At 70.9% G+C, this 26254-nt stretch carries 29 protein-coding genes; 16 read left to right on the forward strand and 13 right to left on the reverse strand.

Going from position 1 to position 26254, the window contains the following annotated elements; translation table 11 throughout:
• Positions 1 to 24: 24 nt before the first annotated feature.
• On the forward strand, positions 25 to 456 hold the full coding sequence (locus tag FZ046_RS25765) for a VOC family protein (RefSeq protein ID WP_070352947.1): 432 nt from the start codon (positions 25 to 27) through the stop codon (positions 454 to 456).
• Between the two features lie 72 nt (positions 457 to 528).
• On the opposite strand, the gene FZ046_RS25770 is transcribed toward FZ046_RS25765, so the two are convergent.
• A complete protein-coding gene (locus FZ046_RS25770; RefSeq protein ID WP_070352946.1) occupies positions 529 to 903 on the reverse strand; it encodes a DUF732 domain-containing protein in 375 nt (124 codons plus the stop codon).
• Positions 904 to 1003: 100 nt separating this feature from the next.
• Between FZ046_RS25770 and FZ046_RS25775 the strand changes: the two genes are divergently transcribed.
• Positions 1004 to 1834: an SDR family NAD(P)-dependent oxidoreductase gene (locus FZ046_RS25775; protein ID WP_070352945.1), complete on the forward strand. Its 831-nt coding sequence runs from the start codon at positions 1004 to 1006 to the stop codon at positions 1832 to 1834.
• Between the two features lie 21 nt (positions 1835 to 1855).
• On the opposite strand, the gene FZ046_RS25780 is transcribed toward FZ046_RS25775, so the two are convergent.
• Positions 1856 to 2692, reverse strand: coding sequence for a glycine betaine ABC transporter substrate-binding protein (locus FZ046_RS25780; RefSeq protein ID WP_099045891.1), 837 nt, complete (start codon positions 2690 to 2692; stop codon positions 1856 to 1858).
• Positions 2693 to 2908: 216 nt separating this feature from the next.
• On the opposite strand from FZ046_RS25780, the gene corA reads away from it, so the two are divergent.
• The 3 genes from corA (at position 2909) to FZ046_RS25790 (ending at position 5344) form a co-directional block, all read left to right on the forward strand.
• A complete protein-coding gene (corA, locus tag FZ046_RS25785; RefSeq protein ID WP_070352944.1) occupies positions 2909 to 4012 on the forward strand; it encodes a magnesium/cobalt transporter CorA in 1104 nt (367 codons plus the stop codon).
• A gap of 129 nt (positions 4013 to 4141) precedes the next feature.
• A complete protein-coding gene (locus FZ046_RS27705; protein ID WP_211372258.1) occupies positions 4142 to 4279 on the forward strand; it encodes a hypothetical protein in 138 nt (45 codons plus the stop codon).
• A gap of 117 nt (positions 4280 to 4396) precedes the next feature.
• Positions 4397 to 5344 (forward strand): alpha/beta hydrolase family protein, encoded by a 948-nt coding sequence (locus FZ046_RS25790; protein WP_211372303.1) that lies wholly within the window; start codon positions 4397 to 4399, stop codon positions 5342 to 5344.
• Between the two features lie 109 nt (positions 5345 to 5453).
• Here the strand turns inward: FZ046_RS25790 and FZ046_RS25795 are convergent, their stop codons facing one another.
• From FZ046_RS25795 to FZ046_RS25820, 6 genes are all read right to left on the reverse strand, one after another.
• Positions 5454 to 6047 carry a suppressor of fused domain protein gene (locus FZ046_RS25795; RefSeq protein ID WP_070352943.1) on the reverse strand — a complete coding sequence of 198 codons (594 nt, stop codon included), beginning with the start codon at positions 6045 to 6047 and terminating at the stop codon, positions 5454 to 5456.
• Entirely contained in the window at positions 6044 to 7216 is a 1173-nt protein-coding gene (locus tag FZ046_RS25800) for an ABC transporter ATP-binding protein (RefSeq protein WP_070352942.1), read from the reverse strand. Before FZ046_RS25800 ends, FZ046_RS25795 begins: the two co-directional genes overlap by 4 nt.
• Before the next feature lie 11 nt (positions 7217 to 7227).
• Positions 7228 to 8064, reverse strand: coding sequence for a carbohydrate ABC transporter permease (locus FZ046_RS25805; RefSeq protein ID WP_070352941.1), 837 nt, complete (start codon positions 8062 to 8064; stop codon positions 7228 to 7230).
• Positions 8064 to 8999 carry a carbohydrate ABC transporter permease gene (locus FZ046_RS25810; protein WP_070352940.1) on the reverse strand — a complete coding sequence of 312 codons (936 nt, stop codon included), beginning with the start codon at positions 8997 to 8999 and terminating at the stop codon, positions 8064 to 8066. Before FZ046_RS25810 ends, FZ046_RS25805 begins: the two co-directional genes overlap by 1 nt.
• Positions 8996 to 10402, reverse strand: a complete 1407-nt coding sequence (locus FZ046_RS25815; RefSeq protein ID WP_070352939.1) for an extracellular solute-binding protein — start codon at positions 10400 to 10402, stop codon at positions 8996 to 8998. The genes FZ046_RS25810 and FZ046_RS25815 overlap by 4 nt, the downstream gene beginning before the upstream one ends.
• A gap of 209 nt (positions 10403 to 10611) precedes the next feature.
• Entirely contained in the window at positions 10612 to 11112 is a 501-nt protein-coding gene (locus tag FZ046_RS25820) for a YflT domain-containing protein (protein ID WP_070352938.1), read from the reverse strand.
• 131 nt (positions 11113 to 11243) lie between these two features.
• Here FZ046_RS25820 and FZ046_RS25825 point away from each other — a divergent pair, with 131 nt between their 5' ends.
• Positions 11244 to 11978 (forward strand): DUF4190 domain-containing protein, encoded by a 735-nt coding sequence (locus tag FZ046_RS25825; protein WP_070352937.1) that lies wholly within the window; start codon positions 11244 to 11246, stop codon positions 11976 to 11978.
• Entirely contained in the window at positions 11975 to 12568 is a 594-nt protein-coding gene (locus FZ046_RS25830; RefSeq protein ID WP_083298189.1) for a DUF4190 domain-containing protein, read from the forward strand. The genes FZ046_RS25825 and FZ046_RS25830 overlap by 4 nt, the downstream gene beginning before the upstream one ends.
• On the opposite strand, the gene FZ046_RS25835 is transcribed toward FZ046_RS25830, so the two are convergent.
• Positions 12565 to 13521, reverse strand: coding sequence for an HpcH/HpaI aldolase/citrate lyase family protein (locus tag FZ046_RS25835; protein WP_083298188.1), 957 nt, complete (start codon positions 13519 to 13521; stop codon positions 12565 to 12567). The genes FZ046_RS25830 and FZ046_RS25835 overlap by 4 nt on opposite strands.
• A gap of 25 nt (positions 13522 to 13546) precedes the next feature.
• Here FZ046_RS25835 and FZ046_RS25840 point away from each other — a divergent pair, with 25 nt between their 5' ends.
• The 4 genes from FZ046_RS25840 (at position 13547) to FZ046_RS25855 (ending at position 18074) form a co-directional block, all read left to right on the forward strand.
• Complete coding sequence (locus FZ046_RS25840; RefSeq protein WP_070352935.1) at positions 13547 to 14860, forward strand: magnesium transporter MgtE N-terminal domain-containing protein; 1314 nt, start codon at positions 13547 to 13549, stop codon at positions 14858 to 14860.
• Positions 14857 to 15432 carry a DUF1003 domain-containing protein gene (locus FZ046_RS25845; protein ID WP_070352934.1) on the forward strand — a complete coding sequence of 192 codons (576 nt, stop codon included), beginning with the start codon at positions 14857 to 14859 and terminating at the stop codon, positions 15430 to 15432. The genes FZ046_RS25840 and FZ046_RS25845 overlap by 4 nt, the downstream gene beginning before the upstream one ends.
• A gap of 95 nt (positions 15433 to 15527) precedes the next feature.
• Positions 15528 to 16862, forward strand: a complete 1335-nt coding sequence (locus FZ046_RS25850) for a lytic transglycosylase domain-containing protein (RefSeq protein ID WP_407664435.1) — start codon at positions 15528 to 15530, stop codon at positions 16860 to 16862.
• 69 nt (positions 16863 to 16931) lie between these two features.
• A complete protein-coding gene (locus FZ046_RS25855; protein WP_070354755.1) occupies positions 16932 to 18074 on the forward strand; it encodes an Mrp/NBP35 family ATP-binding protein in 1143 nt (380 codons plus the stop codon).
• Between the two features lie 40 nt (positions 18075 to 18114).
• On the opposite strand, the gene tatB is transcribed toward FZ046_RS25855, so the two are convergent.
• The 4 genes from tatB to sigE form a co-directional block, all read right to left on the reverse strand.
• Positions 18115 to 18543 carry a Sec-independent protein translocase protein TatB gene (tatB, locus tag FZ046_RS25860; RefSeq protein ID WP_070354751.1) on the reverse strand — a complete coding sequence of 143 codons (429 nt, stop codon included), beginning with the start codon at positions 18541 to 18543 and terminating at the stop codon, positions 18115 to 18117.
• Positions 18544 to 20055 (reverse strand): serine protease HtrA, encoded by a 1512-nt coding sequence (gene htrA / locus FZ046_RS25865; protein ID WP_070354750.1) that lies wholly within the window; start codon positions 20053 to 20055, stop codon positions 18544 to 18546.
• 65 nt (positions 20056 to 20120) lie between these two features.
• Positions 20121 to 20516 carry an anti-sigma E factor RseA gene (gene rseA / locus FZ046_RS25870; protein ID WP_070354749.1) on the reverse strand — a complete coding sequence of 132 codons (396 nt, stop codon included), beginning with the start codon at positions 20514 to 20516 and terminating at the stop codon, positions 20121 to 20123.
• Positions 20517 to 20615: 99 nt separating this feature from the next.
• On the reverse strand, positions 20616 to 21422 hold the full coding sequence (gene sigE / locus FZ046_RS25875; protein WP_070354748.1) for an RNA polymerase sigma factor SigE: 807 nt from the start codon (positions 21420 to 21422) through the stop codon (positions 20616 to 20618).
• A 177-nt stretch (positions 21423 to 21599) separates the two neighbouring features.
• Here sigE and FZ046_RS25880 point away from each other — a divergent pair, with 177 nt between their 5' ends.
• The 5 genes from FZ046_RS25880 (at position 21600) to FZ046_RS25900 (ending at position 26253) form a co-directional block, all read left to right on the forward strand.
• Positions 21600 to 22253 carry an O-methyltransferase gene (locus FZ046_RS25880; protein WP_070354747.1) on the forward strand — a complete coding sequence of 218 codons (654 nt, stop codon included), beginning with the start codon at positions 21600 to 21602 and terminating at the stop codon, positions 22251 to 22253.
• 170 nt (positions 22254 to 22423) lie between these two features.
• The gene (locus tag FZ046_RS25885; RefSeq protein ID WP_070354746.1) at positions 22424 to 23080 is read left to right on the forward strand and encodes a TetR/AcrR family transcriptional regulator; all 657 of its coding nucleotides are present in this window, start codon (positions 22424 to 22426) and stop codon (positions 23078 to 23080) included.
• Positions 23073 to 23972 carry an ABC transporter ATP-binding protein gene (locus FZ046_RS25890; RefSeq protein ID WP_149484343.1) on the forward strand — a complete coding sequence of 300 codons (900 nt, stop codon included), beginning with the start codon at positions 23073 to 23075 and terminating at the stop codon, positions 23970 to 23972. The genes FZ046_RS25885 and FZ046_RS25890 overlap by 8 nt, the downstream gene beginning before the upstream one ends.
• Complete coding sequence (locus FZ046_RS25895) at positions 23969 to 25582, forward strand: ABC transporter permease (protein ID WP_070354744.1); 1614 nt, start codon at positions 23969 to 23971, stop codon at positions 25580 to 25582. Before FZ046_RS25890 ends, FZ046_RS25895 begins: the two co-directional genes overlap by 4 nt.
• Positions 25579 to 26253 (forward strand): methyltransferase family protein, encoded by a 675-nt coding sequence (locus FZ046_RS25900; RefSeq protein ID WP_070354743.1) that lies wholly within the window; start codon positions 25579 to 25581, stop codon positions 26251 to 26253. Before FZ046_RS25895 ends, FZ046_RS25900 begins: the two co-directional genes overlap by 4 nt.
• Position 26254 lies beyond the last annotated feature (1 nt).

The raw sequence follows: 26254 nt of genomic DNA on the forward strand, positions 1-26254 counted from the left end.
TGCCGTGCGGGGTATTCACGACGCATGGCACTCATCGACAGCACCGGGCTGCACCACGTCCGCATCACCGTGACCGACCTCGCGAGGTCGCGGGCGTTCTACGAGGAGGTCCTCGGCTTCGCGGTGGCGGCCGAGTCGCCCGGCGATCCGGACGATCCCGCGGTGCGCAACGACCCCGCCCGGCTGTACGGCGGCGTGGTCTTCCAGACCAACGGCATCCTGTTCGGGCTGCGTCCGGTGGCCGACGCGAGCGACCGGTTCGATTCGACGCGGGTGGGACTCGACCACATCAGCTTCGCGGTGCCGTCGGTCGACCAACTCGACGCCGTCGCCGAGCGACTGGCCGATGCCGGCGTGGAGCACGGCGAGGTGACGCGACTCGAGGACTTCGGCATCGCGATCCTCTCGTTCGAGGATCCCGACGGCATCAACCTGGAACTCAGCGCGCCGCTGTAGCGCCGGGACTGATACTGCGTGAGGGCCGCCAGCCTGCCGGGTCAGACGACCCTCACGCAGAAATCCGTGTCGCTACAGACCGAGCAGGCCGAGCGGGATGGGCGAGTTGCCACCGGCCAGCGAGGCGACCGCGCCGGGGCAGAACATCTTGATGGCCAGGCCGGTGAACATCGTGGCCGGGCCGAGCGGCCTGCCCAGGGTGTCGGCGACCCTCCCCGCCACGTCGGCGGCCTGCTGGCCGGGCTCGGCGAGCATCGGGCATACCGACTGACCGACCGAGACGGCGGTTGCCGGGTCGATGCCGCCGAGACCGGCCGTGCCCAGCGCCGCGACGAAGGGATCGACGCCCGGGTCGGCCTGGGCCGGTGCCATGCCGAGCGTGGCGGCGCCGAAGATGCCGGCGCTGAGGGCCAGCGAGGCGACGGTCGCGGTGCGAAGACGTGTCATGGTGGGTTCTTCGCGGTCTGCCCCGGATGCGTTACCCCCGCCGCCCGGCGGTACCCGCGGTACCGGCTAAAGTGCACACGAGTCGAATAGAGGAGTGGCCATGGAGGGCTTCGCGGGCAAGGTCGCCGTCATCACCGGCGCGGGTTCGGGCATCGGTCGGGCGCTGGCGATCGAGCTGGCGCGATCCGGCGCCAAGGTCGCCATCAGCGACGTGAACACCGAGGGACTCGCCGTCACCGAGGAGCGCATCAGGTCGATCGGCGCGCCGGTCAAGGCCGACCGCCTCGACGTCACCGAGCGCGAGGCCTTCGAGCTGTACGCCGACGAGGTCAAGGCACACTTCGGCAAGGTCAACCAGATCTACAACAACGCGGGCATCGCCTTCGCCGGCGACGTCGAGGTCAGCAGTTACAAGGACATCGAACGCGTCATGGACGTCGACTTCTGGGGCGTCGTCAACGGCACCAAGGCGTTCCTGCCGCACCTGATCGAGTCCGGCGACGGACACGTCGTCAACGTCTCCAGCGTGTTCGGCCTGTTCTCGGTGCCCGGCCAGGCGGCCTACAACGCGGCGAAGTTCGCCGTCCGCGGCTTCACCGAGGCGCTGCGCCAGGAGATGGCCCAGGCCAAGCGTCCGGTCAAGGTCACCACCGTGCATCCCGGCGGCATCAAGACCGGCATCGCGCGCAACATGAGCGCCGCCGAGGGCATCGACGTCGAGGCACTCGCGAAGACGTTCGACAAGAAGCTGGCCAGCACGTCACCGGAGAAGGCCGCCCAGGTGATCCTCGACGGCGTCCGCAAGAACAAGGCCCGCGTCCTCATCGGCAACGACGCGAAGGCACTCGACGCCATCGTGCGCCTCACCGGCTCGGGCTACCAGCGACTCTTCTCCGGCGTGATCGCCAAGGCGTTGCCGAACACGCACTGACGCCCGCGTGCCCGGGGGGGCTCAGTGGCCCAGTGGGTGCGACGACAGCCAGTCGTCGGCCAGCGCCGCCGGGTCCTTGCCCTCGTCGTCGATCTGGCGCAGCATGTCCGCGAGCGCGCCGGTGTCCAGTTCCCCGGCGATCTGGTTGAGTGCGAGCACCTGCGACTCGGTCAGCTCGTTGCGCCGGTAGAGCGGCACGACGTTCTCCGCGCGGATCAGCCCCGTCTCGTCGGTGAGCACCACCGCCCAGTCCGGCACGTCGGGTGCCGCCGTCGACGTCCACGCCAGCTCGATCCGATCGCTGCGCAGTGCGTCGAACAGCGGCCCTGGGTCCCGGAACTCGCGCGGCTGCGGCAGCGGGCACGAGCCCACCACCGCGGGCGTCGCGGATCCCGCGACGGCACCGGCCACCGGCCGGCCGCAGGTGCGGGCCAGCGCCGTGACGTCACGGCCACCCCAGGCGGCAGCCGTCCGTTCCGTCACCGCGACGGCGGGCTCGTCATCGGCCGACTGCGCGTAGTCCCCGGCGGCGAGGCCCTCCGGTAGCGCCGCGAGCATCGACCGGTACACCTGCTCGGGCGCCCGCGCCGTCGACTGCGGGTCGAACCGGGCCAGCAGCCGTCCGGTCAGCCCCGGAGACACCCGCACCTCCCCCGAGTCGAGCCCGGCGACCGGGTCGGCGGTCACGGCGACGTGGGCGGCGTTGCCGTAGTAGCGCAGCGCCGCGGCGTACAACTCGGCCAACAGCACCGACTCGGGATCGCTCGACGCGCCGACCGGGATCGACGGCGGCGCCGACGATGCGTCACCGCAGCCGGCGATCAGCAGGGCCGCCGCCGCCACCGCCAGCCCGTGCACCCACGGACGTCCGTGGCGGCCACGGCGCTCGGCGTCGCCAGGCGTGCGCGCCACCGTGCTTTCCGCCACGCGATGCACCGTAGCGCACACCGCAGCCCTGCCCGCCCGGGCCGTCGCGTCGCGAGCAGGTGCCTGCCAGGCAGGGCGCGTACCATCTGAGCAGTCGTTTCGGGCTGCCACCGGCCCATCTCCGCCGCCGAGTCCGGGAGGCCGCGCATGCCGTCACTCCGTGCCCTGCAACCGTCGAAGCTGCGGCCCACCGGCCGCCGGACGGACGGTCCCGACGCCTCCTCCATTCACGTCCCCGTCGCACGGGCCATGGTCGACTGCGGCGTGTACGCCGACGGGTCCCGGCTGGCCGGCAAGTACACCCATGCGGCTGCCGTGGCCAAGGTCCGCGAACTCGAGGCAGACGGTGTGCCGGCCTTCGTGTGGATCGGTCTGCACGAACCCGACGAGCACCAGATGCAGGCCGTCGCCGACGTCTTCGGTCTGCACGAGCTGGCCGTCGAGGACGCCGTGCACGCCCACCAGCGCCCCAAGCTCGAGCGCTACGACGAGACGCTGTTCATGGTGCTCAAGACCGTCACCTACGTCGAACACGAATCGGTGGCCAAGGCCCGCGAGATCGTCGAGACCGGCGAGATCATGATCTTCGTCGGCCACGACTTCGTCGTCACCGTTCGACACGGCGACCACGGCGGGCTCGCGGGGGTCCGCAAGCACATGGACTCGGCGCCGGCCAACTGCAAGCTGGGCCCGTACGCCGTGATGCATGCGATCGCCGATCACGTGGTCGACTCCTACCTGGACGTCACCGATCTGGTGGAGACCGACATCGACGCGATGGAGGAGAACGTGTTCTCCCCCCACAGCACCACCGACATCGAGCACATCTACATGCTCAAGCGCGAGGTCGTCGAGATGCGCCGCGCGATCACCCCGCTGACCATGGCCCTGCAGCGCCTCGGCAGCGACCACAACGACCTCATCTCCAAGGAGGTCCGCCGCTACATGCGCGACGTCCTCGACCACAACACCCAGGCCGCCGACCGCATCGCGAGCTACGACGAGGTCCTCAGTTCACTGGTGCAGGCCGCGGTCGGCAAGGTGTCGATGCAGCAGAACGTCGACATGCGCAAGATCTCCGCATGGGTCGCCATCGCTGCCGTCCCCACCATGCTCGCGGGCATCTACGGCATGAACTTCGATGACATGCCCGAATTGCATTGGCGCTTCGGCTATCCCGCCGTCGTCCTCGTCATGGTGAGCGTCTGCTACTTCCTCCACCGCACGTTCCGGCACAACGGCTGGCTCTGAGCGACTGAGTCCCCCTCACCAGCAATGTCCTCGACGGCCTCGGTGTTGCACTGTACAGTGCAGTGCATAGCGGTCGATTGGAGGACCGCGCCGTCGCACCCACCGCGGTCTGGACGAAGGAGGAACTCGATGAAGGTTGGCTTCCGCGACGACTCGTTCGCGTTCGAACTCGTCCGCAACCTGGGTTTCACGTACTACGGCGGTGCCGACATCGCCGAGCTGATGGCGACGGTGGACGACATCGCCGAGGGCGACTTCGACAGCTAGTATCGGGGCTGGCACCGCCGCGGCGAACGCGTCCTCGGCCGTGCCGAGCAGTACCTGGCCGGCGGCCACCTCGTCAGTGCCCGGGAGGCCCTGCTCCGTGCGTCGACGTACTTCCGGATGTCGGAGTTCTATCTGCACGGCGACCCGGATGACCCGCGCATACTGGCCGACGCCACGGCATCGCAGCAGGCGTACGCGAAGGCCGCCGAGCTGATGGGACCGACCTGGGAGCCGGTCGAGATCCCCTACAAGGGAACGACGTTGCCGGGCTACTTCTACAAGCCCGACGCATCCGACGAGCCCCGCCCCACCCTCGTCTTCCACGGCGGGTACGACTCGAGTGTCGAGGAGCTCTACTACTTCGGCGCTGCGGCAGCGGTCCGGCGCGGCTACAACTGCCTGACCTTCGACGGCCCGGGTCAGGGCATGCCGCTGCGGGAGCAGAAGCTGTACTTCCGGCACGACTGGGAGAAGGTCGTGACCCCGGCCGTCGACTACGTCCTCTCCCGTCCGGACGTCGACGGCGATCGACTGGCGTTGCAGGGCATGAGCCTCGGCGGGTACCTCGCCGCCCGCGCGGTGGTCTTCGAGCCGAGGTTCGCCGCGGCCATCCTCTTCGACGGCGTATGGAGTCTCGTCGACAGCATCTGGGGCATCCTCTCCCCCGAGGCGAAGGCGGCCTTCGAGGCCGGAGACGCCGCGACCTACGACCGGATCGTCGGTGAGGCGATGGCGGCCGACACGCAGGTGCGGTGGACCTTCACCCAGGGCACCTTCAGCTTCGGCGTGCCGTCGCCGTACGCCCTGACCGTCGAGAGTGCGAAGATGACGCTGGACGACGACGACGTCGTCGGCCGGATCACCTGCCCCACGCTGGTGATGGAGGCCGACGGCGACCAGTTCTTCCGTGGGCAGCCGGAACGCGTCTACGACGCCCTCACCGCACCAAAGACCTTCGCCCGCTTCACCGCCGCGGACGGCGCCGAGAACCACTGCCAGTCCGGCGCATTGGCGTACAAGGACGAAGTCGTCTTCAACTGGCTCGACGACGTGCTGCAGGCCTGAGCCCGCCGCTCAAGTTGAATTGGCGGCTCGCCGCTCACGTCGGATTGGCGGCTCGCCGCCTAAGTTGGATTGGCGGCTCGCCGCTCAAGTCGGATTGGCGGCTCGCCGCTCACGTCGGATTGGCGGCTCGCCGCCGTGGATCCCGGACGTCGACCCCGTCGGTCACCCACGCTTCCCGCATCGCCTCGGCACCCTTCAACCGCACCCACGCGGCCTCGGTCGGGGTGATCGGCGTGGCCCGCAACAGCCGCACCGGCTGCTGCGCACCCGGCAGCTCGACGTCCGCGATGTCGCTCTCGCTCAACAACATCGCGGTGAACGGCGCGCCCTCCCACAGCGGCGTCTCGAGGTCCACCAGCGCATCGGGCACCAGGATCAACCCCTCCACGGCGGGCGTCGACGCCAGCACCGCGATCGACCGGGCCAGCCCCGGGGGCGTCGGCCCGCGCAGCGCCACCGCCACCTCCGCCCGTGGCCCGTCCGACGCGTCGACGACGAACTCCGTCGGATCGAGCATCGGGTGCCGCGAGCAGCCCAGCGAGACGTAGTGCAGCACACCGTCGCCGTCGGGACCGTAGCGCAGCACCTCCATCGGCTCGGCACCGAGGAACGTCACGCTCGCCGTCACGGGCTCGTCGCTGACGCCGGCGGCGGTGAAGTGTCCGTCGAGGCGGGCGCGGACCGCCGTCAGGACGTCGCTCACCCGGCCGGCGGTATCGACAGGTTGACGCCGGAGTCGGCGTCGAACAGCACCAGCCGCGATGTGTCGAAGACCAGCTCGGCGGTCTGACCCGCCGACAGCCTCGACTCGGTGGACACCCGCGCCACGAATTCGTTGACGCCGACGCTCGATTCGGCGGCCAGTTCGGCCAGCTGGCTCGCCTGCGCCCCGTCGCCCTCGGAGGAGAAGTGCACGTACTTCTCCGCGCCGAGCGACTCGACCAGATCGACCGTCACCTGGAACGTCAGGCCCCGGATCCGCGCGTAGGAGTCGATGAGCGCCGCGTCGTCGAGGTGCTCTGGGCGGATGCCGGCGATGACGTTGCGTGGCGTGGGGTGCTGGTTCAGAACGTCGGTCGCCTCCTGGCTCAGCGTCACCTCGCCGAACGGCAGGCGCACGCCGACGTCCGTGCGTGTCGCGGGGAAGAAATTCATCGCCGGCGACCCGATGAAGCCGGCCACGAACAGGTTCGCCGGCCGCTCGTAGAGTTCCTCCGGCGTGCCGATCTGCTGGGCAACGCCGGCCAGCATCACGACCACGCGATCGCCGAGCGTCATGGCCTCGGTCTGGTCGTGCGTGACGTAGATCGTGGTGGTGCCCAACCGGTTCTGCAGCTTGGCGATCTCCGAGCGCATCTGCACGCGCAGCTTCGCGTCGAGGTTGCTCAGCGGCTCGTCCATGAGGAAGGCCTTGGGGTTGCGGACGATCGCGCGCCCCATCGCCACGCGCTGGCGCTGACCGCCGGACAGCTGGGCCGGCTTGCGGTCCAGCAGCTCGGTGAGGTCGAGGATCTTCGCGGTTTCCTCCACCTTGGCGGCGACATCGGCCTTGCTCACCTTGGCCAGCGTCAGCGGGAACGCGATGTTCTGCCGCACGGTCATGTGCGGGTAGAGCGCGTAGGACTGGAACACCATCGCGATGTCGCGGTCCTTCGGTGCCTTCTCGTTGACCCGCTCGCCGCCGATGGTCAGCTCACCGGAGCTGATGTCCTCCAGCCCGGCGATCATGTTGAGGGTGGTCGACTTCCCACACCCGGACGGCCCGACCAGGATGATGAACTCGCCGTCGGCGATGGAGAGCGACAGGTCCCTGACCGCCGTCGCGCCGTTCGGATAGCTCTTGGTGACGTGGTCCAAGACGATTTCGGCCATGTGGCTCCTGCCTATCCCTTCACCGCGCCGGACGTGAGGCCTGCGACGATACGTCGTTGGAAGATGAGGACGAACACGATGATCGGCACGGTGATCACCATGGCGCCGGCCGCGATCGACCCGGTGGGTTCCTCGAACTGCGAGCTGCCGGTGAAGTTCGCGATCGCCACCGGCGCGGTGATCGCCCGCTCGGTCGCCGTCAGCGACAGCGCCAGCAGCAGGTCGTTCCAGGCGAAGATGAACACCAGGATGGCGGCGGTGACGATGCCCGGCGTCGCCAGCGGGGCGATCACCTTGCGGAACGCCTGCGCGGGCGTCGCGCCGTCCATCTTGGCGGCCTTCTCCAGATCCCACGGGATCTCTTTGAAGAACGCCGACATCGTGTAGATCGCCAGCGGCAGCGCGAACGTGATGTAGGGGATGATCAGCCCGGGCCAGGTGTCGAACAGACCGATGCGGCGCTCGATGTTGAAGATCGGCGTGACGAGCGAGATCTGCGGGAACATGGCGATCAGCAGGGCGACGCCGACGAGGAGCTTCTTGCCCGGAAACGTCAGCCGCGCAATGGCATAGGCGGCCATGCCGCCGATCAGTACGGCGATGGCCGTGGTGATGAGGCCGATGCCGATCGAGTTGACCAGCGCCGAGGAGAAGACGTTGCCGGAGAAGATCGCCTTGTAGTTGTCGAACGTCACCTCCGCCGGGACGAGCTTGCCGTCCTTCACGCTCGACGTCGGCTTCAACGACAACGACAGGATCCACAGCACCGGGAACAGCGCATACAGCACGACCAGGACGTTGATGACGGCCCAGCCGGCGCGGCGCTGCGTGCTGACGTGCTCGTCCATCAGCGTCCCTCCTGGTCGGCTCCCGGCGCCGCCGCCCCGAAGATCCTGATGAAGATGAACGCGATGATGGCCACGCACAGGAAGACCAGCACGCTGATCGCCGAACCGAGCCCGAGGTTGAACGCCTTGAACAGGTTGTCGTAGCCCAGGATCGACACCGAGCCGGTGTCGTTGGACCCCGCGGTCAGGACGTAGATGTTGTCGAAGATGCGGAACGCGTCGAGCGTGCGGAACAGCAGCGCCACCAGGATTGCCGGCTTGATCATCGGCAGGATCACCCGGACCAGCCGGTGCCACGCTCCGGCGCCGTCGACCTGCGCGGCGTTGAGGAGGTCCTGCGGCACCAGCGCCAGACCGGCCAGCAGCAGCAGCGCCATGAACGGCGTCGTCTTCCACACCTCGGCCAGCACCACGATGGCCAGCGACGGCAGCTGCTCGGTGAGCGGCGCCGAGCCCTCCGGCAGCAGGTTCGCGAGATATCCCGTGCCCGGCGTCCACGCGTAGTACCAGCTGTAGGAGGCGGCGACGGTGACGATGCCGTACGGGACCAGGACGGCCGTGCGGACGACGCCCCTGCCGAAGATGGTGCGGTGCATGACGAGTGCGAGCGCCATGCCGAGGACGAACTCGATGGCGACCGACACCACCGTGATGCCGAGCGTCACGGCGAACGCGGTCCACCAGTACCGGTCGGTGAGGATCGTGGCGTAGTTGCCCAGCCCGACGAACTCGGTGTCGTCGGGGGCGGCGAGGTTGTAGCGCTGCAGGCTCAGCCACACCGCGTAGGCGATCGGATAGGCGGTGACCGCGAGCATCAGCACCACGGCGGGGCTGACGAGCCAGAACGCCAGGCGCCGTTCGGATCTCTCGTCGTCGGTGTCGGCGGCAGCGGCGGCGGCGCCGCGATCACGCGGGTTCTCGACGGTCGCGGTCACGGGATCAGCCCCTTGCCGTCGATGGCCTTCTGCACCTGCTCGGCGAGGTCGTCGGCAGTGCGCTCGGGATCGATGTCGGTGATCGGCGCGAGCGTCGCGGTGATGCGGGTGCTGACGGCCTGATACACCGGGGTGGCCGGGCGGACGGCGGCGTTGGTCAGCTGCTCGCGGATGATGGCGTACTGCGGGTACTTCGCCTGGAACGCCGGATCGTCGTAGAGCGAGGCACGGACGGCGGGCAGGCCACCCTCGACCGAGGTGTAGCGCTGGTTCTCGACATTGCGCAGGCAGCGGATGGCCTCGAACGCCTCCCGCTTGTGCTGGGTGTTCCGCCCGACCGCGAGGTTCAGCCCGCCGAGGGTCACCTTCGCCGGCTGGCCGGGGACCACGCCCGGATAGTTGGCGAAGCCGAACACCTCGCGGCTGGCCTCGTAAGCGGCGGTGAACTGCTCGTCGCTCGGCGAGAAGGTGCCCGCGTCGTTGATGGTGTCGGCGAGGTCGGGCCGTTGGTTCAGCGGCAGGAAGCCGACGCCGCCCTTGACGGCGTTCTCCAGCATCGAGGGCAGCACGAAGGGCCAGTTCACCTCGAGCGCGGCCTTGCCCTGCTCGAGCGCGAGCCGCGCGGTGCCCTCGTCGGTCTGCGTGATCGAGGGGTCGGCGCCCGGCGCGGTGGCAACCGACTTGATGATCTGCAGCGCCTTGACCGTGGCGGCGCGGTGCTCGGGGGTGTCGGTGAGCGTCACGGTCTTGCCGTCGTCGGACAGCACCCGCCCGCCGGCACTCTCCAGCAGCGTGTTGAACCACACCATCAGGCCCTCGTACTGCTTCGCCTGCAGCGCAATCCAACTCGGCTGCCCGGCGGCGTGCAGCCGGGTCGCTTCGGCCACCATGCCGTCCCAGTCCGACGGGGGGTCGGGCACCAGATCGGCGCGGTACCAGAGCAACTGGGTGTTGGTGGTGATCGGCGCGGCGTACAGCCGGTCCTGCCACCGCGCGGTCTCCAGCGGTCCGGCAAGCGTGTTCGACGTCGCGTCGGCCTCGGCCTCGCCGGCCGGGTCCTCCGACAGCGGCAGCGCCCAGCCCGCTTCGGCGAACTCCGCGGTCCACACGACGTCGAGCGCCATCACGTCGAGGGTCTTGTCGTTGCCGGTGAGCCGTCGCGCCAACTGCAGCCGCTGCGCGTCGGCCTCCTTTGGCAGGCTGATCTGCTGGATGGTGAAGCGGCCGCCGAGCTGCTCGTTGCACCGCTTGGACACCGCGGTGAACGTGGCCATCTCGCTGGCCGGCGTGTAGTAGTTGATGACGATTCCGCCGCCGCCGGAGCTGCATGCCGTGGTCAGCGACGCGGTCAGCGTCGCCGTCATCGCAGCCACCGCCGCAGCGCACAGCCGCCGAGCGCGCACGACCAGTCTCCCGTCCGGATCGCCAGGCGGGAACCTCCCGCGCACGAACCGTAGGACGATCTACGCGTGATGTGCAACACTCCCCGCCGCGCGCGGCGGATATCGGCGTCGGATCGTGACCTGCCCGCGGGCACCGGGCGGCACCGAGTGCGTATCCGGCGATGCGCATCCCCGGTGGCGCGTCGCGGGGGTCACGCTCGCCGACGGGGTCAGATGGCCAAGCGGCCCAGCAGATCCCGGCCCTGCTCGGCGCTCTGCGGGTCGCACAGCACGTCGTAGCGTCCGGCGACCAACTGCATGGTCGAGCTGAAATCCCTTGTGCCGCGCGCCATCGCATACTGCAGGCCGGAGGTGATCAGACCGAAGAACACGCCGGCGACGAGGCCGGCGATCAGCGATCCCCACGGGCTGGGGCTGAAGAAGCCCAGCACCAGGCCGATGAAGAGGCCGAGCCATGCGCCGGTCAGCGCGCCGCCGGCCAGTACGCGGGGCCAGGTGAGGCGTCCGGTGACCCGTTCGACCTGCATCAAATCCACCCCGACGATCGTCACCTGCTGCACGGGGAACTGCTGATCGGACAGGTAGTCGACGGCCCGCTGCGCCTCGGCGTAGGTGGGATACGAACCGATCGGCCACCCCCGCGGCGGCGTGGGCAACCCGGCCGGACCCCCTCGTCCCGGCTTGGGTCCAGGTTGAAGTGGGCTGGTCATGGCTTTCTCCTCCGACTCTCGTATGGGCATCCCCGTGGACGGCATCCTCTTGAACAACGCACCGACACCGACCATCGTGCCCCGGAATCGAGTCGAGCACTCCCGATCAGGCCGTGCGCTAGGTTCGTGACATGACGAATGAGGGCTCAGACGCCGGCCAGTCATCGTCCCCGGAGTCCGGGACCAGCGGCTCGGAACCGGCGTCCGGCGGGTACGAGGCACCGTCCATCGAGAACGCCGGTAGCGGTGACCGGGGCGAAGCCGACGAGGCTCCCCCGGCGTACGCATCGTCGTCCTACCCATCGTCGTCTTACCCATCGCCGTCCTACGATCCGCCCTACCAGCCGCCGCAGCCTCCCCAGGCCGAGGCGGGGCAGCCGCCGCAGTACGACGCGGGCACCGGGTATCCGCCGCCCCCGCCGTATGACCCGTCCTCGGGCTACCCGCCGCCCCCCGCGGGCTACCTACCCGGCGTCGGACAGCAGGGGTATGGGCAGCAGGGCTTCGGCCAACCCGGCTACGGACACCAGGGATACGGCCAGCCCGGCTACGGACAACCGGGGTATGGCCAACCCGGCTTCACCAACCAGGGATACGGCCCGCCGGTGTACGGCGTACCGGGTTACCCGGGCTACGGACCGCCGGCCCGCAAGACCAACGTCCTGGCGATCACGTCGCTGGTGGTGTCGATCATCTCGCTGTGCGGCATCGGCTCCATCGCCGGCATCGTGCTCGGCGTCGTCGCGCTCAACCAGATCAAGGTGAGCGGCGAGGGCGGGCGCGGACTCGCCATCGCCGGCATCGCGGTCGGCGCGGGCACGCTGTTGCTCAGCATGCTGCTGCTCGTCTCCTCGGCCAGCTGGTGACCGCCGACGACACCGGCCGCCCGGCCGGCGAGCCGCACGCCGAGCAGCCCGGCCAACGGGCCGATCCCCCGTCCCCGCACCAGGACCCGTTCGCCCCGGTCGACTACCCCGGCGCCGAGTTACCGCCGCCGGTGCCGTCGGGCGGCTACCCGCCACCGCCGCCTGGACCGCCCGGCTATCCGCCGCCCGGCGCCTTCCCGCCACCGCCGCCGTACCCCGGCGGCCCGTCCTACGGGCCGGGCGCGCCGCCCTACGGACCCAACCCTTACGACCCCAACGGCTACGGACCTGGGCCGTTCTACGACCCGTACCAGCCGCTCAAGCCGCCCGGCACCAACGGCAAGGCCATCGGCGCGATGGTCAGCTCCGTGGCCGGCTTCGTGCTGTGCCTGTGCTTCGTCCCGTCGATCGTCGGGATCGTCCTGGGCGTCATGGCCATGAACGAGACGAAGCGCACCGGGCAGGACGGCCGCGGGCTGGCGCTCGCCGCGGTCGTCATCGGCGCCGGCACCATCGTGCTGTACCTCGCGCTGTTCGCGTTCGGGTTCGCGGTCGATGCCGTCCTGCCCTCGGAGTTCCAGGACTACTAGTCCGGCGGCGTGAAGGCCGGCGTCGTGCGCGTCATGCCGGCCGCGCGTCCCTTGCCGGCGATCACGAGTGCCATCTTGCGGCTCGCCTCGTCGATCATCTCGTCCCCCAGCATCACCGCGCCACGGGCGCCACCGGCCCCCGACGTGTGCCACTCGTAGGCCTCGAGGATCAGCTCGGCGTGGTCGTAATCGTCCTGCCGCGGACTGAACACCTCGTTGCCCGCAGCGATCTGATCGGGATGCAGCACCCACTTGCCGTCGTAACCGAGCGCCGCCGCGCGGCCCGCCACCCGGCGGAACGCCTCGGTGTCGCGCACCTTCAGATAGGGACCGTCGATGGCGTCGATCCCGTGCGCGCGGGCGGCGACCAGGATCCGCATCATCGCGTAGTGGTGGGCGTCGCCCACGTCGTAGCCCTCCGGCTGCTCACCCACGACCAGCGTGCGCATGCGCAGGCTCGCCATCATGTCGGCCGGCCCCAGTACCAGCGCCCGGACGCGCGGCGCCGCGGCGATGGCGTCGACGTGCGTCAGCCCCGCGGCGTCCTCGATCTGCGCCTCGACGCCGATGTGGCCCACCGGCAGGCCGTGCGTGCGTTCCAGTTGCGTCAGCAGCAGGTCGAGCGCCCGGACGTGGGTGGCGTCGGCGACCTTTGGCAGCACCACCACGTCGAGCGACGCGCCGGCGGCCGCCACCACCTCGATGAGGTCCGCGTGCGTCCACGGCGTCGTCCAGTCGTTGACCCGCACGCCGCGCAGCTGCCCGGCCCACCCCGGCGCGGCGAGCGCCGCCGCGACCCGCGTGCGCGCCGCGGACTTCGCCTCCGGGGCCACCGCGTCCTCGAGGTCGAGGAACACCTCGTCGGCGGGCAGCTGCTTGGCCTTGGCGATCATCTTCTCGCTGCTACCGGGAACCGACAGGCACGTCCGGCGGGGGCGATACGGGTTCTCCACGGCACCACTCTCTACCCTTCATGGCATGGCAGCGATGAACAGGGTCTATGCGGCCCGACTCGCGGGATTGGTGGTGCTCGGCCCCGACGGCGAGTCCATCGGCCGCGTGCGCGACGTCGTCGTCAGCATCGGCATCGTGCGCCAGCAGCCGCGCGTCCTGGGCCTCGTCGTCGAATTGCTCACGCGGCGCCGCATTTTCGTGCCCATCCTGCGGATCACCGCCATCGAACCCGACTCGGTGACGCTCACCGGTGGCAACGTGTCGCTGCGCCGCTTCGCCCAGCGGCCCGGCGAGGTCCTGGTACTCGGCCAGGTGCTCGACACCCGGGTGCGGGTCAACGACCCGGAACTGCCCAACCTCTCCGGCGTCGACGTCGTGGTCGTCGACCTCGGCATCGAGCAGGTGCGCTCGCGGGACTGGATGGTCACCCGGATCGCGGTGCGCATGCACCGCCGACTCGGACGGCGCACCGCCGTGCACGTCGTGGACTGGCAGAACGTCGCCGGACTGACGCCGTCCGCGTTGGCCCTGCCCGGCCAGGGCGTGGCCCAGCTGCTCGCACAGTTCGAGGGACAGCGACCGATCGAGGTGGCCGACGCGATCCGCGACCTGCCGTCAAAGCGGCGCTACGAGGTGATCAATGCGCTCGCCGACGAGCGGCTCGCCGACATCCTGCAGGAGCTCCCGGAGAGCGAGCAGGCCGAACTGCTCGAACAGCTCGACACCGAGCGTGCGGCCGACGTGCTCGAGGAGATGGATCCCGACGACGCGGCCGACCTGCTCGGCGAACTCGACGCCTCACGCGCCGAGGTGCTGCTGGCGCGCATGGACCCCACCGACTCCGAGCCGGTGCGCCGCCTGCTCCAGCACTCCCCGGACACCGCGGGCGGTCTGATGACGTCCGAGCCGGTGGTGCTGGCGCCCGACACCACGGTCGCCGAGGCGCTGGCGCGGGTGCGCGACCCCGACCTGACGCCCGCGGTGGCGACGCTCGCGTTCGTGGTGCGCCCGCCGACCGCGACGCCGACCGGGCGGTACCTCGGCTGCGTGCACTTGCAGCGGCTGCTGCGCGAACCGCCCGCCTCGCTGGTCGGCGGCCTGCTCGACAAGGACCTGCCGAACCTCGCGCCCGACGCCTCGCTGGCCGCGTTGACGCGGTACTTCGCGGCCTACAACCTGGTGTGCGGCCCCGTCGTCGACGAGGAGAACCACCTGCTCGGCGCCGTCACCGTCGACGACGTGCTCGACCACCTGCTGCCGCACGACTGGCGCGTCAGTACCGAGGATCCGCAGCTGCCCACCGCTGACGCGGCGCCCGCCCAGGGCGCATCCTCGTGAGCGAATCCGCGCGCCAGCGCCTCGACACCCCGCGGCTGTCCCGGCGGCGCTTCACCCCACGCGTCGACATCGAGGCGGTCGGCCGGTTCAGCGAATCGATCGCGCGCTTCCTGGGTACCGGCCGCTACCTCGCGATCCAGACCGTCATCGTCATCGTCTGGATCCTGCTGAACCTCTTCGCCGTGTCGCTGCAATGGGATCCGTATCCGTTCATCCTGCTGAACCTCGCGTTCTCCACGCAGGCGGCGTACGCCGCGCCGCTGATCCTCCTGGCGCAGAACCGCCAGGAGAACCGCGACCGCGTCGCCCTCGAGGAGGATCGCCGACGCGCCGAGCAGACCAAGGCCGACACCGAGTTCCTCGCCCGCGAACTCGCCGCGCTGCGGCTGTCGGTCGGCGAGGTCGCCACCCGCGACTACCTGCGCCGTGAACTCGAGGACCTGCGCGAGCTGATCGCCGAGCTGCAGCCGGCGAAGGAGACGAAGTCCAAGTCGGAGAAGAAGAAGACGACCCGCCACGAGGTCCGACACGAGGCACGCGCCGTCCCGCGCGACGACGCGAGCGTCGAATGATCGCATCGTGCTGACGTGAATGCCTCTACGGAGCAAACCTCTACGGGTATGGTGACCTGGTTCACACGAAGCTCGGCTCGGCGAGGACGGTTGCAGTGCACATAGCGGGACGCGACGCCTTCACGGCAGTACGCCGCCGCGCGGCCCGCATGGTTCGCACCCCGGCGTTCGGCGTCGCCGTGCTCGCGCCGGTCGTACTCATTGGCGCGGTGGGCGCCTCGGCCCCGGCACCAAAGCACACCGTGTCGGCCGACGGCTACATGCCGCTGGCCGCGGTCGCCAGCACCGGCGAGGACTCCGGACCCAAGGTCATCGCCGCGCTGAAGCCGATCAAGCCGCTGCGCATCATGGCCGCCGTGCCGTCGCCTCCTCCCCCGCCCATCGTCATGGCGCCGATCGGGTCGTTGCGCATTCCGATGATGGCGCTCAAGGCCTACCGCAACGCCGAACGGACCATGGCCGCCGCCGCGCCCGGCTGCGGCGTCAGCTGGAACCTGCTGGCCGGCATCGGGCGCATCGAGTCGCTGCACGCCAACGGCGGCGCCACCGATTCCCGCGGCACGCCGCTGCAGCCGATCTACGGCCCCACCCTGGACGGCACGCTGGCCGGCAACGAGGTCATCGTGCAGAGCGTGCAGGCCGGCCGCGTCACGTACGCCCGGGCAATGGGACCCATGCAGTTCCTGCCCGGCACCTGGGCGCGCTACGCCTCCGACGGCGACGGCGACGGCCGCGCCGACGTGCAGAACCTCTTCGACTCCTCGCTGGCCGCGGCCCGCTACCTGTGCAGCGGCGGGCTGAACCTGCGCGAGCAGTCCCAGGTGCTGACGGCGATCCTGCGCTACAACAACTCGATGGCCTACGCGCAGAACGTGCTCGGCTGGGCCGCCGGCTACGCCACCGGGGTCGAGCCGGTCGACCTGCCGACGATCAGCGGCCCGCCCCCGCCGATCTCCGACGAGCACCTCGCCGCCAACCCCGAGGGTCTCGGGCCCAACCTGCCGCTCAATGCGACGGGCCTCCCGGCCACCGACCCGTTGGCGCGCACGCCGCTGTTCGACGCCAACGGCGTCAATGCGGCCGGGCAGATCGGCGCCCCGGGCGCCGCACCCGGGCCGCTGCCGGGACCGGCCGGTCCGCCGCAGACCGCGCAGAACTGCCAGGTCTTCTGCCTGCAGGGCAACCCGGTACCCCCGCCCATCGCCCCGCCGGCACCGTTCGCGCCGGCGCCCATGGCGCCCCCGATGTTCGCTCCGCCGCCGGCCGCAGCACCGGGCGCGGTTGCCGGGCCGGCACCCGCCGGGGCTCCAGTCGCACCGCCCGCTGCCACGCCGCCGGGTCCCGCACCCGGGCCGGCTCCCGGCCCCCTGGTCGCGCAGCCGGTCGCACCGCCGCCGCCGGGCCCCGCCCCGGGACCGCTGCTGCCCTGACGGGGCCGCCTCGCGCGCTCCTGCCCTGACGGACGGAGCAGTGGTCGCGGCGGCATAGACTCGCAGGTGATGTCCTCTACAGCCAGCGATCTCGAAGCCGCCGTCCGCGCCGCCCTCGGCAAGGTGGTCGACCCCGAACTGCGGCGACCGATCACCGAGGTCGGCATGGTCAAGGACGTGACGATCGAGTCCGATTCGAGCGTGCACGTCGAGATCTACCTGACCACGTCGGCGTGCCCGAAGAAGACCGAGATCACCGACCGCGTGCGCGACGCCGTCTCCGACGTCCCCGGGACCGGCGCCGTACGCGTGACCCTCGACGTCATGAACGACGAGCAGCGCGCCGAGCTGCGCAAGCTACTGCGCGGCGACTCCCGCGAACCGGTGATCCCGTTCGCCCAGCCCGGCTCGCTCACCCGCGTCTACGCCGTCGCGTCCGGCAAGGGCGGCGTCGGCAAGTCCAGCGTCACGGTCAACCTGGCGGCCGCGATGGCCGCCCGCGGGCTGTCGGTGGGCGTGCTCGACGCCGACATCTACGGCCACTCCGTGCCGCGCATGATCGGCACCGAGGACCGCCCCACCCAGGTCGACTCCATGATCATCCCGCCCGTCGCCCACGACGTGCGGGTCATCTCCATCGCGATGTTCACCCAGGGCAACACCCCCGTGGTGTGGCGCGGACCCATGCTGCACCGCGCGCTGCAGCAGTTCCTCGCCGACGTCTACTGGGGCGATCTGGACGTGCTGCTGCTCGACCTGCCGCCCGGCACCGGCGACATCGCCATCTCGGTGTCGCAGCTCATCCCCGGCGCGGAGATCCTCGTCGTCACCACCCCGCAGCTCGCGGCCGCCGAGGTGGCCGAGCGGGCCGGCGCCATCGCGCTGCAGACCCGTCAGCGCATCGCCGGCGTCGTGGAGAACATGTCCGGCCTACAGTTGCCCGACGGCAGCACCATGGCACTGTTCGGCGAGGGCGGTGGCCGGCAGGTGGCCGAGCGGCTGTCCCGCGCGGTCGGCGCCGACGTGCCGCTGCTGGGCCAGGTGCCCATCGATCCCCAGCTGGTGTCGGCCGGTGACTCCGGCGTGCCGCTGGTCCTCAGCGCGCCGGACTCCCCCGCGGGCAAGGAACTGCGCAAGGTGGCCGACGCATTGTCGTCGCGCAAGCGCGGCCTCGCCGGCATGTCGCTCGGACTCGATCCCGCCGGGCGCTGAGAGCCGCCGTCCTCGAGGCGAGTCGTGCCCTGCGGCGCGGCTAGGTCGCGTCGGTGTCGAACGGGGTCGGCCCCGCTGGTGACGGCCCCGATGCGGACGGCGGGGTGGTCGCCGAGGGCGGCACCGCCGGTGGCACGGCGCCCGGCGGCGGCGCCGAGTGCGGCTTCACGTCGTCGCCGAAGCGGCCCGTGAAGATCGAGTCGTCCCCGTCGAGCAGATGCTTGGTCAGCGCGGCGCGCGGAGTCATGCCGCGCAGTTTCTGCAGCTCCGACAGCGGCTCGCGCAGATCGTCGAACTCCGGGCCGAGGTCCTGGCGCAGCTGGTTGGTGGCCCCACTGAGGTATTCGCGCGCCTGACGGGCCGCGTTCGAGGTCCAGCGGATCGCGCCGGGGAGCCGTTCCGGCCCCAGGATCACCAGACCGGCGATCACCAGGACCAGCATCTCGCCCCAGCCGATGTTGGCGAACATCTACTGGTTCGGCTGGTCGGCGTCGGAGCCCGGCGTGATCATCAGCGTGACGGGACGGCCGTCGCGCATGACCTCGATCGGGGCCTCCTGCCCGATCTTCAGCTGGCGGACCGCGACGGTCATCTCGTCGGCGTCGGCGACGCTGCGGTCCCCGACCTTCACCACGACGTCGTTCTCCAGCAGACCGGCCTTCTCGGCGGGACCGCCGACGGTGACGTTGGCGACCTGCGCGCCGGAGGCCACCGAGTTGCTCACCGAGCGCGCCGTCAGCCCGAGCGTCGGGTGCGCGATCTTGCCATCCTTGATGAGCGTCTCGACGACGGTCTTCGCCTCGTTGACCGGGATGGCGAAGCCGAGGCCACTCGCGCTGTCCGACAACGACTTTCCAGCGGTGTTGATGCCGATGACCTCGGAGTTCATGTTGATCAGCGGACCACCGGAGTTGCCGTGGTTGATCGACGCGTCGGTCTGAACGCCGTCGATGACGGTGTCGGTGTCGGAGCCCTCACCCGACAGCGGCACGGGGCGGTGCAGCGCGCTGATGATGCCGTGCGTGACGGTGCTGCGCAGGCCCAGCGGGGCGCCCGCTGCGATCACCTCCTCGCCGACGGTGAGCTTCTCCGAGTCGCCGAGGCGCGCCACCGACAGGTTGTCGACGTTGTCGACCTTGATGACGGCGAGGTCGGTCTTCGGGTCGCGCCCGACCAGGTTGGCGGGCACCTCCTTGCCGTCGTTGAACACCACGGTCATCTTGTAGTCGGCCGGGTTCTTCGCGGCCTCGGAGATGACGTGGTTGTTGGTGACGATGTAACCGCGTCCGTCGATGACGACGCCGGAGCCCTGGGACCCCTCGTTCTTGCTGGTGGCCTCGATGGTGACCACCGAGTCGGCGACGGCCTTCGCGACGGTGGCGAAGCGCCCGGCGGGTCCCTCCGGGTTGTCGTCGGTCTCCAGGGTGACCTTGCTGGTGGTGAAGGCCTCGACCACCTCGGCGGTCTTGCGGCCGACCCAGCCGCCGGTGAAGCCGATGACCAGCGCAATGATCGCGAGCAGACCGAGCGCGGTGAAGGACACCCGGCGGCCGAACAGCACGTCGCGCACGCCCAGCTTGCCGACGGGCACCGGCGCGACGGGTGGCGCCGACGGCGGCTGGGCGGGCGTGCCCAGCGACGGCACGGCCGACGGGTCGCGCCAGGGGTCGGCGGGCTGATCGGCGGCGCCGTCGCGTTCGGCCTCCAGCGCGCCGGCGTCGGCGGGGTGGCGCTGCAGCGAGTCGGTGGCGCCGTGGCGGCCGAAGGCCTCGGCGAGGACGGGGTCCGGCGGCAGGTCCTTCGGCGCGAACTCGCCCTGGTCGCGGTGCTTGTCGGCACCGAGGAAGGAGCCGTTGAAGCCGTCGGGCCTGCCGAAGGTGCGGGCGGCGGCGGGATCGACGGGCGGACGCGTCACCGGGCGCGGCGCCAGGCGGTGGCCCCCCTGACGCTGGCCGGGATCGGACTGGTCGGATTCCTTCACCCGTGTTCACTCTCCATTCGGGTGCGCGGGGCAGCGCACGCGATCGTCGTGGGACTGGACAAGACTCACCGGCGCTTGCGCCGGTCACGCAGCGCGTCACCCGCGAAGTGCTCGGCGTCGTCGTCGACGCCCGGCTCGGCGAGCGAGTGGTGCGGGATCTGCGACAGCGCACCCAGCAGCGACGTCGGCACCGCGATGGGCCGGGACTCGCGCAACGCCGTGCGGGCCTGACCCTGCGCGTCGACGGCGGCCGCGCACTCCGCGCACTGCGACATGTGGCCTGCGGCGCGCAGATGGCCCTTCATGCTCAGCTCGCCGTCGACGAAGGCGGCGATGGCCTCCGTGGACAGGTGCTCGGTGGAGCCGAACTGGCGCGGACCGACCGGCGCACTACTCTGCGACGCCAGCTGCGTGGGGAGCCAGGAGAACGCCCGACGGAACACGTGTCCCGGGTCGACCATCACCCAACTCCCTTCGGTGTCCAGTGCGCGCTGCGACGAGTGTCTCCCTCGAATGTAGCGCGAGCCGACCCGGGAGACACCCTCGAATGCGTCGGGGCGTCAGGCTGACCGGGCGTGATGCCCGGCGGCCTCCGCATCGGGATGGGCGGCGAGGTAGTCGCGCAGCGCCTGGCGGCCGCGGTGGATGCGACTGCGGACGGTGCCGAGCTTGACGCCCAGCGTGGCGCCGATCTCCTCGTAGGACAGACCCTCGATGTCGCAGAGGACCACCGCGGCGCGGAACTCCGGCGGCAGCGAGTCGAGCGCGGCCTGCAGGTCCGGGCCGAGCCGGGAGTCGTGGTAGATCTGCTCGGGATTCGGGTCGGCCGCCGGCACGCGGTCGTAGTCCTCGGGCAGCGCCTCCATGCGGATGCGGCTGCGGCGCCGCACCATGTCCAGGAAGAGGTTGGTCGTGATGCGGTGCAGCCAGCCCTCGAACGTGCCCGGCTGGTAGTTCTGCACCGACCGGAACACCCGGATGAAGGTCTCCTGGGTGAGGTCCTCGGCGTCGTGCTGGCTGCCCGAGAGGCGGTAGGCCAGGCGGTAGACGCGGTCGGCGTGCTGACGGACCAACTCGTCCCAGGACGGCATGTTGGCCTTGTCGCCGGTCGCGTCGAACACCGCGGTACCGGTCAGCTCGTCGGTGGGCTCCACCCAGCCGCCGGGCTCGGTACCCGAGGGCTGCTCCAGGTGGGCCATGAACACGGGGGACGTGCTAGTGGTGCTCGTCGGATCCTCCAGATCGCTTCCTCGGCCGCCGGTGGACGGCGACCCGGCCACGTCGCGGGCCTCGATGTCGGCAACGGACCGACCGGTACGGAAATTCCCGTGGTCGTGTCCGGACTGCGAGGGCGCGCCGTGTGTCATGGCATTACCGTTCCCGACCCTGGTGAGGGCGACATATGAGCAAACTGAACTTTTCCTGAGAAAGCCGTCTACCCCCCGTACTAGCAGCACAAACGGTGTGAAGTACAGCGCATTTCGGCGCCCGGCGACGGGCGTGTCGAAGGCCGCCGAATCAGCACCGACCTCTACGCTGCGGGCATGACCGACGACGGCAGCACCCGGCCGAGCCGCGCCGAGTCGATCCTGACGCACGCCGAGCAGTCGATCACCGAGGACGCCATCACCGCGGCCGCGCGAGAACGGTCCGAGGACAGCGGCGCGGGCGCCGTCACGCCCGCGGTCGGGGCGCTGCTCGGGGTGCTCGCCAAGCTCGCGAGCGCCAAGGCCGTCGTGGAGGTCGGCACCGGTGCCGGCGTCAGCGGCCTGTGGCTGCTGTCGGGCATGCGCGAGGACGGCGTGCTGACGACCATCGACGTGGAGCCCGAGCACCAGCGCCTCGCCAAGCAGGCGTTCGCCGAGGCGGGCATCGCCCCCGGGCGCACCCGCTTGATCGGCGGCCGCGCCCAGGAGGTGCTGACCCGCCTCGCCGACGACTCCTACGACCTCGTCTTCATCGACGCCGAGCCGCTCGACCAGCCGCAGTTCGTGGCCGAGGGCGTCCGGCTGCTGCGCTCCGGCGGCGCGATCGTCGTGCACCGCGCCGCACTCGGCGGGCGGGCCGGCGATGCCACCGCCGCCGACAAGGAGGTCGCCGCGGTGCGCGAGGCGGCCCGGCTGATTGCCGAGGACGACCGATTGACGCCCGTCCTGGTGCCGCTCGGCGACGGCCTGCTGGCCGCCGCCCGCGACTGACTCCCCCGCCCCCGCTCGCCCGCCTTCGCGTTCGGCCTCCTGCGCCGACATGACGTTCCGTGCGCTCAGGCGGGTCGTCCGAGCACCGTCCGTGCCGCCTCGGCGTGTCCGCGCGCGCGGCAGCGGCGCCCCCTTGACGGCTGACTGAACGCGCGTTTAACGTATTGAACGTGCGTTCAGCCGACGATCTGACGACCACCGCCCGGATCCGCGACGCCGCCCTCGACCTCTTCGGTCGCGACGGCTTCGGGGTCGGCGTACGCGCGATCGCCGCGGCGGCCGGGGTCAGCCCCGGTCTGGTCATCCACCACTTCGGGTCCAAGGAGGGACTGCGCCGCGCCTGCGACGAGCACGTCGCCGCCGTCGTCCTGGAGTCCAAGACCGAGTCCATCCGCAGCGCCGACCCGGCGACGTGGTTCGCGCAACTGGCCGGCATCGAGGCGTACGCCCCGCTGATGGCCTACCTGATGCGCAGCCTGCAGTCCGGCGGCGACCTCGCGAAGGCATTGTGGCGCACCATGATCGACAACGTCGAGCAGTATCTCGACGAGGGCGTCCGCGCGGGCACCGTCCTGCCGAGCCCGGATCCCAGGGGTCGTTCCCGCTTCCTCGCGATGGCCGGCGGCGGCAGCTTCCTGCTGTATCTGCAGCTGCACGACGATCCCAGCGACCTCGCCGGGGTGCTGCGCGACTACGCCGAGGACATGGTGCTGCCGGCGCTGGAGATCTACAGCCACGGCCTGATGGCCGATTCCACGATGTACGACGCGTTCCTCGCACAACGCGCCGAGGGCATTCCGTTCACGGGAAGGACACGCGATGAGTGATGCCGAACCGGCGGTCGAGATCGCCGGATTGCGCAAGTCGTTCGGCCGCACACGGGCGCTCGATGGTCTCGACCTGGTGGTCGCGCCGGGGCACGTGACGGGCTTCCTCGGCCCCAACGGCGCGGGCAAGTCCACGACGATCCGCATCCTGCTCGGCCTGCTGCGCGCCGACGGCGGCACCGTCCGCCTACTCGGCGGCGACCCGTGGCGCGACGCCGTCGCACTGCATCGCAGGATCGCCTACGTGCCGGGCGACGTCACGCTGTGGCCCAACCTGACGGGCATGCAGGCCATCGACTTCCTCGCCGCCCTGCGCGGCGGCGTCGACGTGGCGCGCCGCGACGAGCTGATCGCCCGCTTCGAACTCGACCCGCACCGCGCGGCGCGCACCTACTCCAAGGGCAACCGCCAGAAGGTCGCGATCATCGCCGCATTCTGTTCGCGCAGTAAGCTTTTCGTGCTCGACGAGCCGACGTCAGGCCTCGACCCGCTGATGGAGCGGACCTTCCAGCAGTGCGTCCGCGAGGTGGCCGACACCGGTGCGGCCGTCCTGCTGTCGAGCCACATCCTCGCCGAGGTGGAGAAGCTCTGCGACGACGTCACGATCGTGCGGGCCGGACGCACGGTCCGCGCCGGCACGCTCGACGACATGCGCCACCTGGTGCGCACCACCGTGAGCGTCCGCACGCGGCGACCCGCCACCGCGCTCGAGCACGCGGACTGGGCACACGACTGGCGAACCGACGAGGGCCGGCTGACGTTCTCGGTCGACCGCGACGACCTCGACCGCGCGATGACCGACCTCACCGCACTCGGCATCGACGAACTGACCGTGGCACCCGCCTCGTTGGAGGACCTCTTCCTGCGCGAATACCAAGGCGCTGCACGATGAGCGCCACGGCCGTACACGGCCGCCACGAGGCGGTGCGCGCCGCGTCGCCGTGGACGGGCACCGGCGCGATGCTGCGGCTGGCCCTGCGCCGCGACCGCGTCCGGCTCGGCGCCTGGGTCGCGGCGCTGACCGCCCTGACGGTGTACGCGCCGACCGCCATCGACCTGGCCTACCCCGAGGAGGCGCAACGCCAGGCGCGGGTGAACCTGCTCAAGACGCCGGCCGGCATGATGCTGGGCGGTCCGATGTTCGGCGGCGACGAGACCGACCTGGGCGCCATGCTCGCCAACGAGCTGATGCTGACGCTGATCGTCGCGGCGTCGATCTTGGCCGTACTCACCGTGATTCGGCATACCCGGGCCGAGGAGGAAAGCGGCGCGGCCGAACTCGTCCTCGCGGCGCCGGTCGGCCGGTATGCCCGCACCGCCGCTGCGTTGATCCTCCTCGCCGCCGTCGACCTCGCGCTGGCCGTCCTGATGACTGCCGCCCTGGCGGCCACCGGCTTCGGCGTCGCGGATTCCGCGGCATTCAGCGTCGGCGTCGTCGCGGTGGCGATGGCGTTCGGCGCGGTCGCCGCAGTGACCGCGCAGCTGTGGCGACAGGCCCGCACGGCGACCGGCGCGGCCATGGCGGTGCTCGGCCTCGCAGCGCTGATCCGCGGCGCCGGCGACGTCGTCGATCCGTCCGGCAGTGCGCTGAGCTGGTTCTCGCCCATCGCCTGGGCACAGCAGACGAGGGCGTTCGTCGACCTGCGCTGGTGGCCGCTCGCGTTGCTCGCGACGCTGACCGTTGCCCTGGTCGCGCTGGCGGCCACGCTGGAGCGCCGACGCCAGTACGACCAGGGCACCCTGCGCTCGCGGACCGAGCGGCCGGGAGCACGCCCGGTCCGCGACGTGCTGGCCCTGCACTTGGTGCTGCTGCGCGGCCAGACCGTCGGGTGGACGGTCGCCCTGTTCGTGGCCGGTCTCGCCTTCGGCTCGATGACGCGATCGCTGCTCGACGCCGCCGCCGGCAACGAACTGCTCGCCCGGGTGCTCTCGGCGCAGGGCACCGACGGCGTCTACACGACGATGACGCAGTTCCTCGCCGCCGCGGCGGGTGCCTACGTGGTGTCTGCCGTCCTGCGCGTCTACGCCGACGAGCGGTCCGGCCTCGGCGAGGCCGTGCTGGCCGGGGCGGTGTCGCGGTGGCGGTGGTTGTCGACCGCCGTCGCCGCCGCGGTGCTCGGCGCCGCGGTGCTGATGCTCGGCGCCGGCCTGGGCAACGGGTTGGGCGCCGGTCTGACGCTCGGTGAGCCGGCGACCATCGTGCGGCTCACGGTCGCCGGACTGGCGTTCGTGCCCGCGCTCGCCGTGCTCGCGGGCGTCGCCGCGTTGGCGGTGGCCCTGCGCCGTCCGTGGCTCGCCTGGCTCGCCGTCACATTCGTCGTCGCGTCGCTGTATCTCGGCGCGCTGCTGCGGTTGCCGCGGTGGGTGCTCGAGCTGTCCCCCGTCGGTCGGATACGCGTGCCGAGCGAGACGCCGCTGCCGACTCTGGTGGTGCTGGTCGCCGTCACGGCGGTGTTCGCGGCCGCGGCCGGCGCGCTGTACCGCCACCGGGACGCGGCATGAGGCTGGCGCTGAGGTCCTTCGTGGCGGCCGTGTTCGGTGTCGCCTTCTTCGGTGTGCTGCTGCTGGTGCCCGCGGGCACGGTCGACTACTGGCAGGCGTGGGTGTTCATCGGCGTGTTCACCGTCGCGTCGTTGGTGCCGAGCGCCTACCTCGCGGTGCACAGCCCGGAGGCGCTCCGCCGCCGGCTCACCGCCGGCCCGACCGCCGAGACCCGTCCGGTGCAGAAGCTCGTCATGGTCGGTACCACCGCGTCGATCGCCGTCGTCCTGGTCGTCAGTGCACTCGACCACCGCTTCGGCTGGTCGACCGTTCCCTCGGCGGTGGTGGTCCTCGGCGACGTCGCGGTGGTGGCGGGTCTGATCGTCGCGCAGCTCGTCGTCGTCCAGAACGGTTACGCCGCAGCGACGATCACCGTCGAGGACGGTCAGCCGCTGGTCTCGACGGGCCTCTACGGCGTGGTGCGCCACCCCATGTACGCCGGCGCACTGGTGATGTTGGCGGGTACGCCGCCGGCGTTGGATTCCTACTGGGGACTCGTGCCGATGCTGGCGACCATCCCGATCCTGGCGGTCCGCATCGTCGACGAGGAGCGGATGCTGGTCACCGAACTCGCCGGCTACGACGCGTACACGCGGAGGGTCCGGTACCGGTTGCTGCCCGGGGTCTGGTGAC

Source organism: Mycolicibacterium grossiae (assembly GCF_008329645.1).
Lineage (GTDB): Bacteria > Actinomycetota > Actinomycetes > Mycobacteriales > Mycobacteriaceae > Mycobacterium > Mycobacterium grossiae.

Coding starts and splice junctions, on each gene's coding strand:
- FZ046_RS25765 (WP_070352947.1), top strand. CDS start 25: ATGGCACTCATCGACAGCACCGGGCTGCACCACGTCCGCATCACCGTG.
- FZ046_RS25770 (WP_070352946.1), bottom strand. CDS start 903: ATGACACGTCTTCGCACCGCGACCGTCGCCTCGCTGGCCCTCAGCGCC.
- FZ046_RS25775 (WP_070352945.1), top strand. CDS start 1,004: ATGGAGGGCTTCGCGGGCAAGGTCGCCGTCATCACCGGCGCGGGTTCG.
- corA (WP_070352944.1), top strand. CDS start 2,909: ATGCCGTCACTCCGTGCCCTGCAACCGTCGAAGCTGCGGCCCACCGGC.
- FZ046_RS27705 (WP_211372258.1), top strand. CDS start 4,142: ATGAAGGTTGGCTTCCGCGACGACTCGTTCGCGTTCGAACTCGTCCGC.
- FZ046_RS25790 (WP_211372303.1), top strand. CDS start 4,397: ATGTCGGAGTTCTATCTGCACGGCGACCCGGATGACCCGCGCATACTG.
- FZ046_RS25800 (WP_070352942.1), bottom strand. CDS start 7,216: ATGGCCGAAATCGTCTTGGACCACGTCACCAAGAGCTATCCGAACGGC.
- FZ046_RS25805 (WP_070352941.1), bottom strand. CDS start 8,064: ATGGACGAGCACGTCAGCACGCAGCGCCGCGCCGGCTGGGCCGTCATC.
- FZ046_RS25820 (WP_070352938.1), bottom strand. CDS start 11,112: ATGACCAGCCCACTTCAACCTGGACCCAAGCCGGGACGAGGGGGTCCG.
- FZ046_RS25825 (WP_070352937.1), top strand. CDS start 11,244: ATGACGAATGAGGGCTCAGACGCCGGCCAGTCATCGTCCCCGGAGTCC.
- FZ046_RS25840 (WP_070352935.1), top strand. CDS start 13,547: ATGGCAGCGATGAACAGGGTCTATGCGGCCCGACTCGCGGGATTGGTG.
- FZ046_RS25855 (WP_070354755.1), top strand. CDS start 16,932: ATGTCCTCTACAGCCAGCGATCTCGAAGCCGCCGTCCGCGCCGCCCTC.
- tatB (WP_070354751.1), bottom strand. CDS start 18,543: ATGTTCGCCAACATCGGCTGGGGCGAGATGCTGGTCCTGGTGATCGCC.
- rseA (WP_070354749.1), bottom strand. CDS start 20,516: ATGGTCGACCCGGGACACGTGTTCCGTCGGGCGTTCTCCTGGCTCCCC.
- sigE (WP_070354748.1), bottom strand. CDS start 21,422: ATGACACACGGCGCGCCCTCGCAGTCCGGACACGACCACGGGAATTTC.
- FZ046_RS25880 (WP_070354747.1), top strand. CDS start 21,600: ATGACCGACGACGGCAGCACCCGGCCGAGCCGCGCCGAGTCGATCCTG.
- FZ046_RS25890 (WP_149484343.1), top strand. CDS start 23,073: ATGAGTGATGCCGAACCGGCGGTCGAGATCGCCGGATTGCGCAAGTCG.
- FZ046_RS25895 (WP_070354744.1), top strand. CDS start 23,969: ATGAGCGCCACGGCCGTACACGGCCGCCACGAGGCGGTGCGCGCCGCG.
- FZ046_RS25900 (WP_070354743.1), top strand. CDS start 25,579: ATGAGGCTGGCGCTGAGGTCCTTCGTGGCGGCCGTGTTCGGTGTCGCC.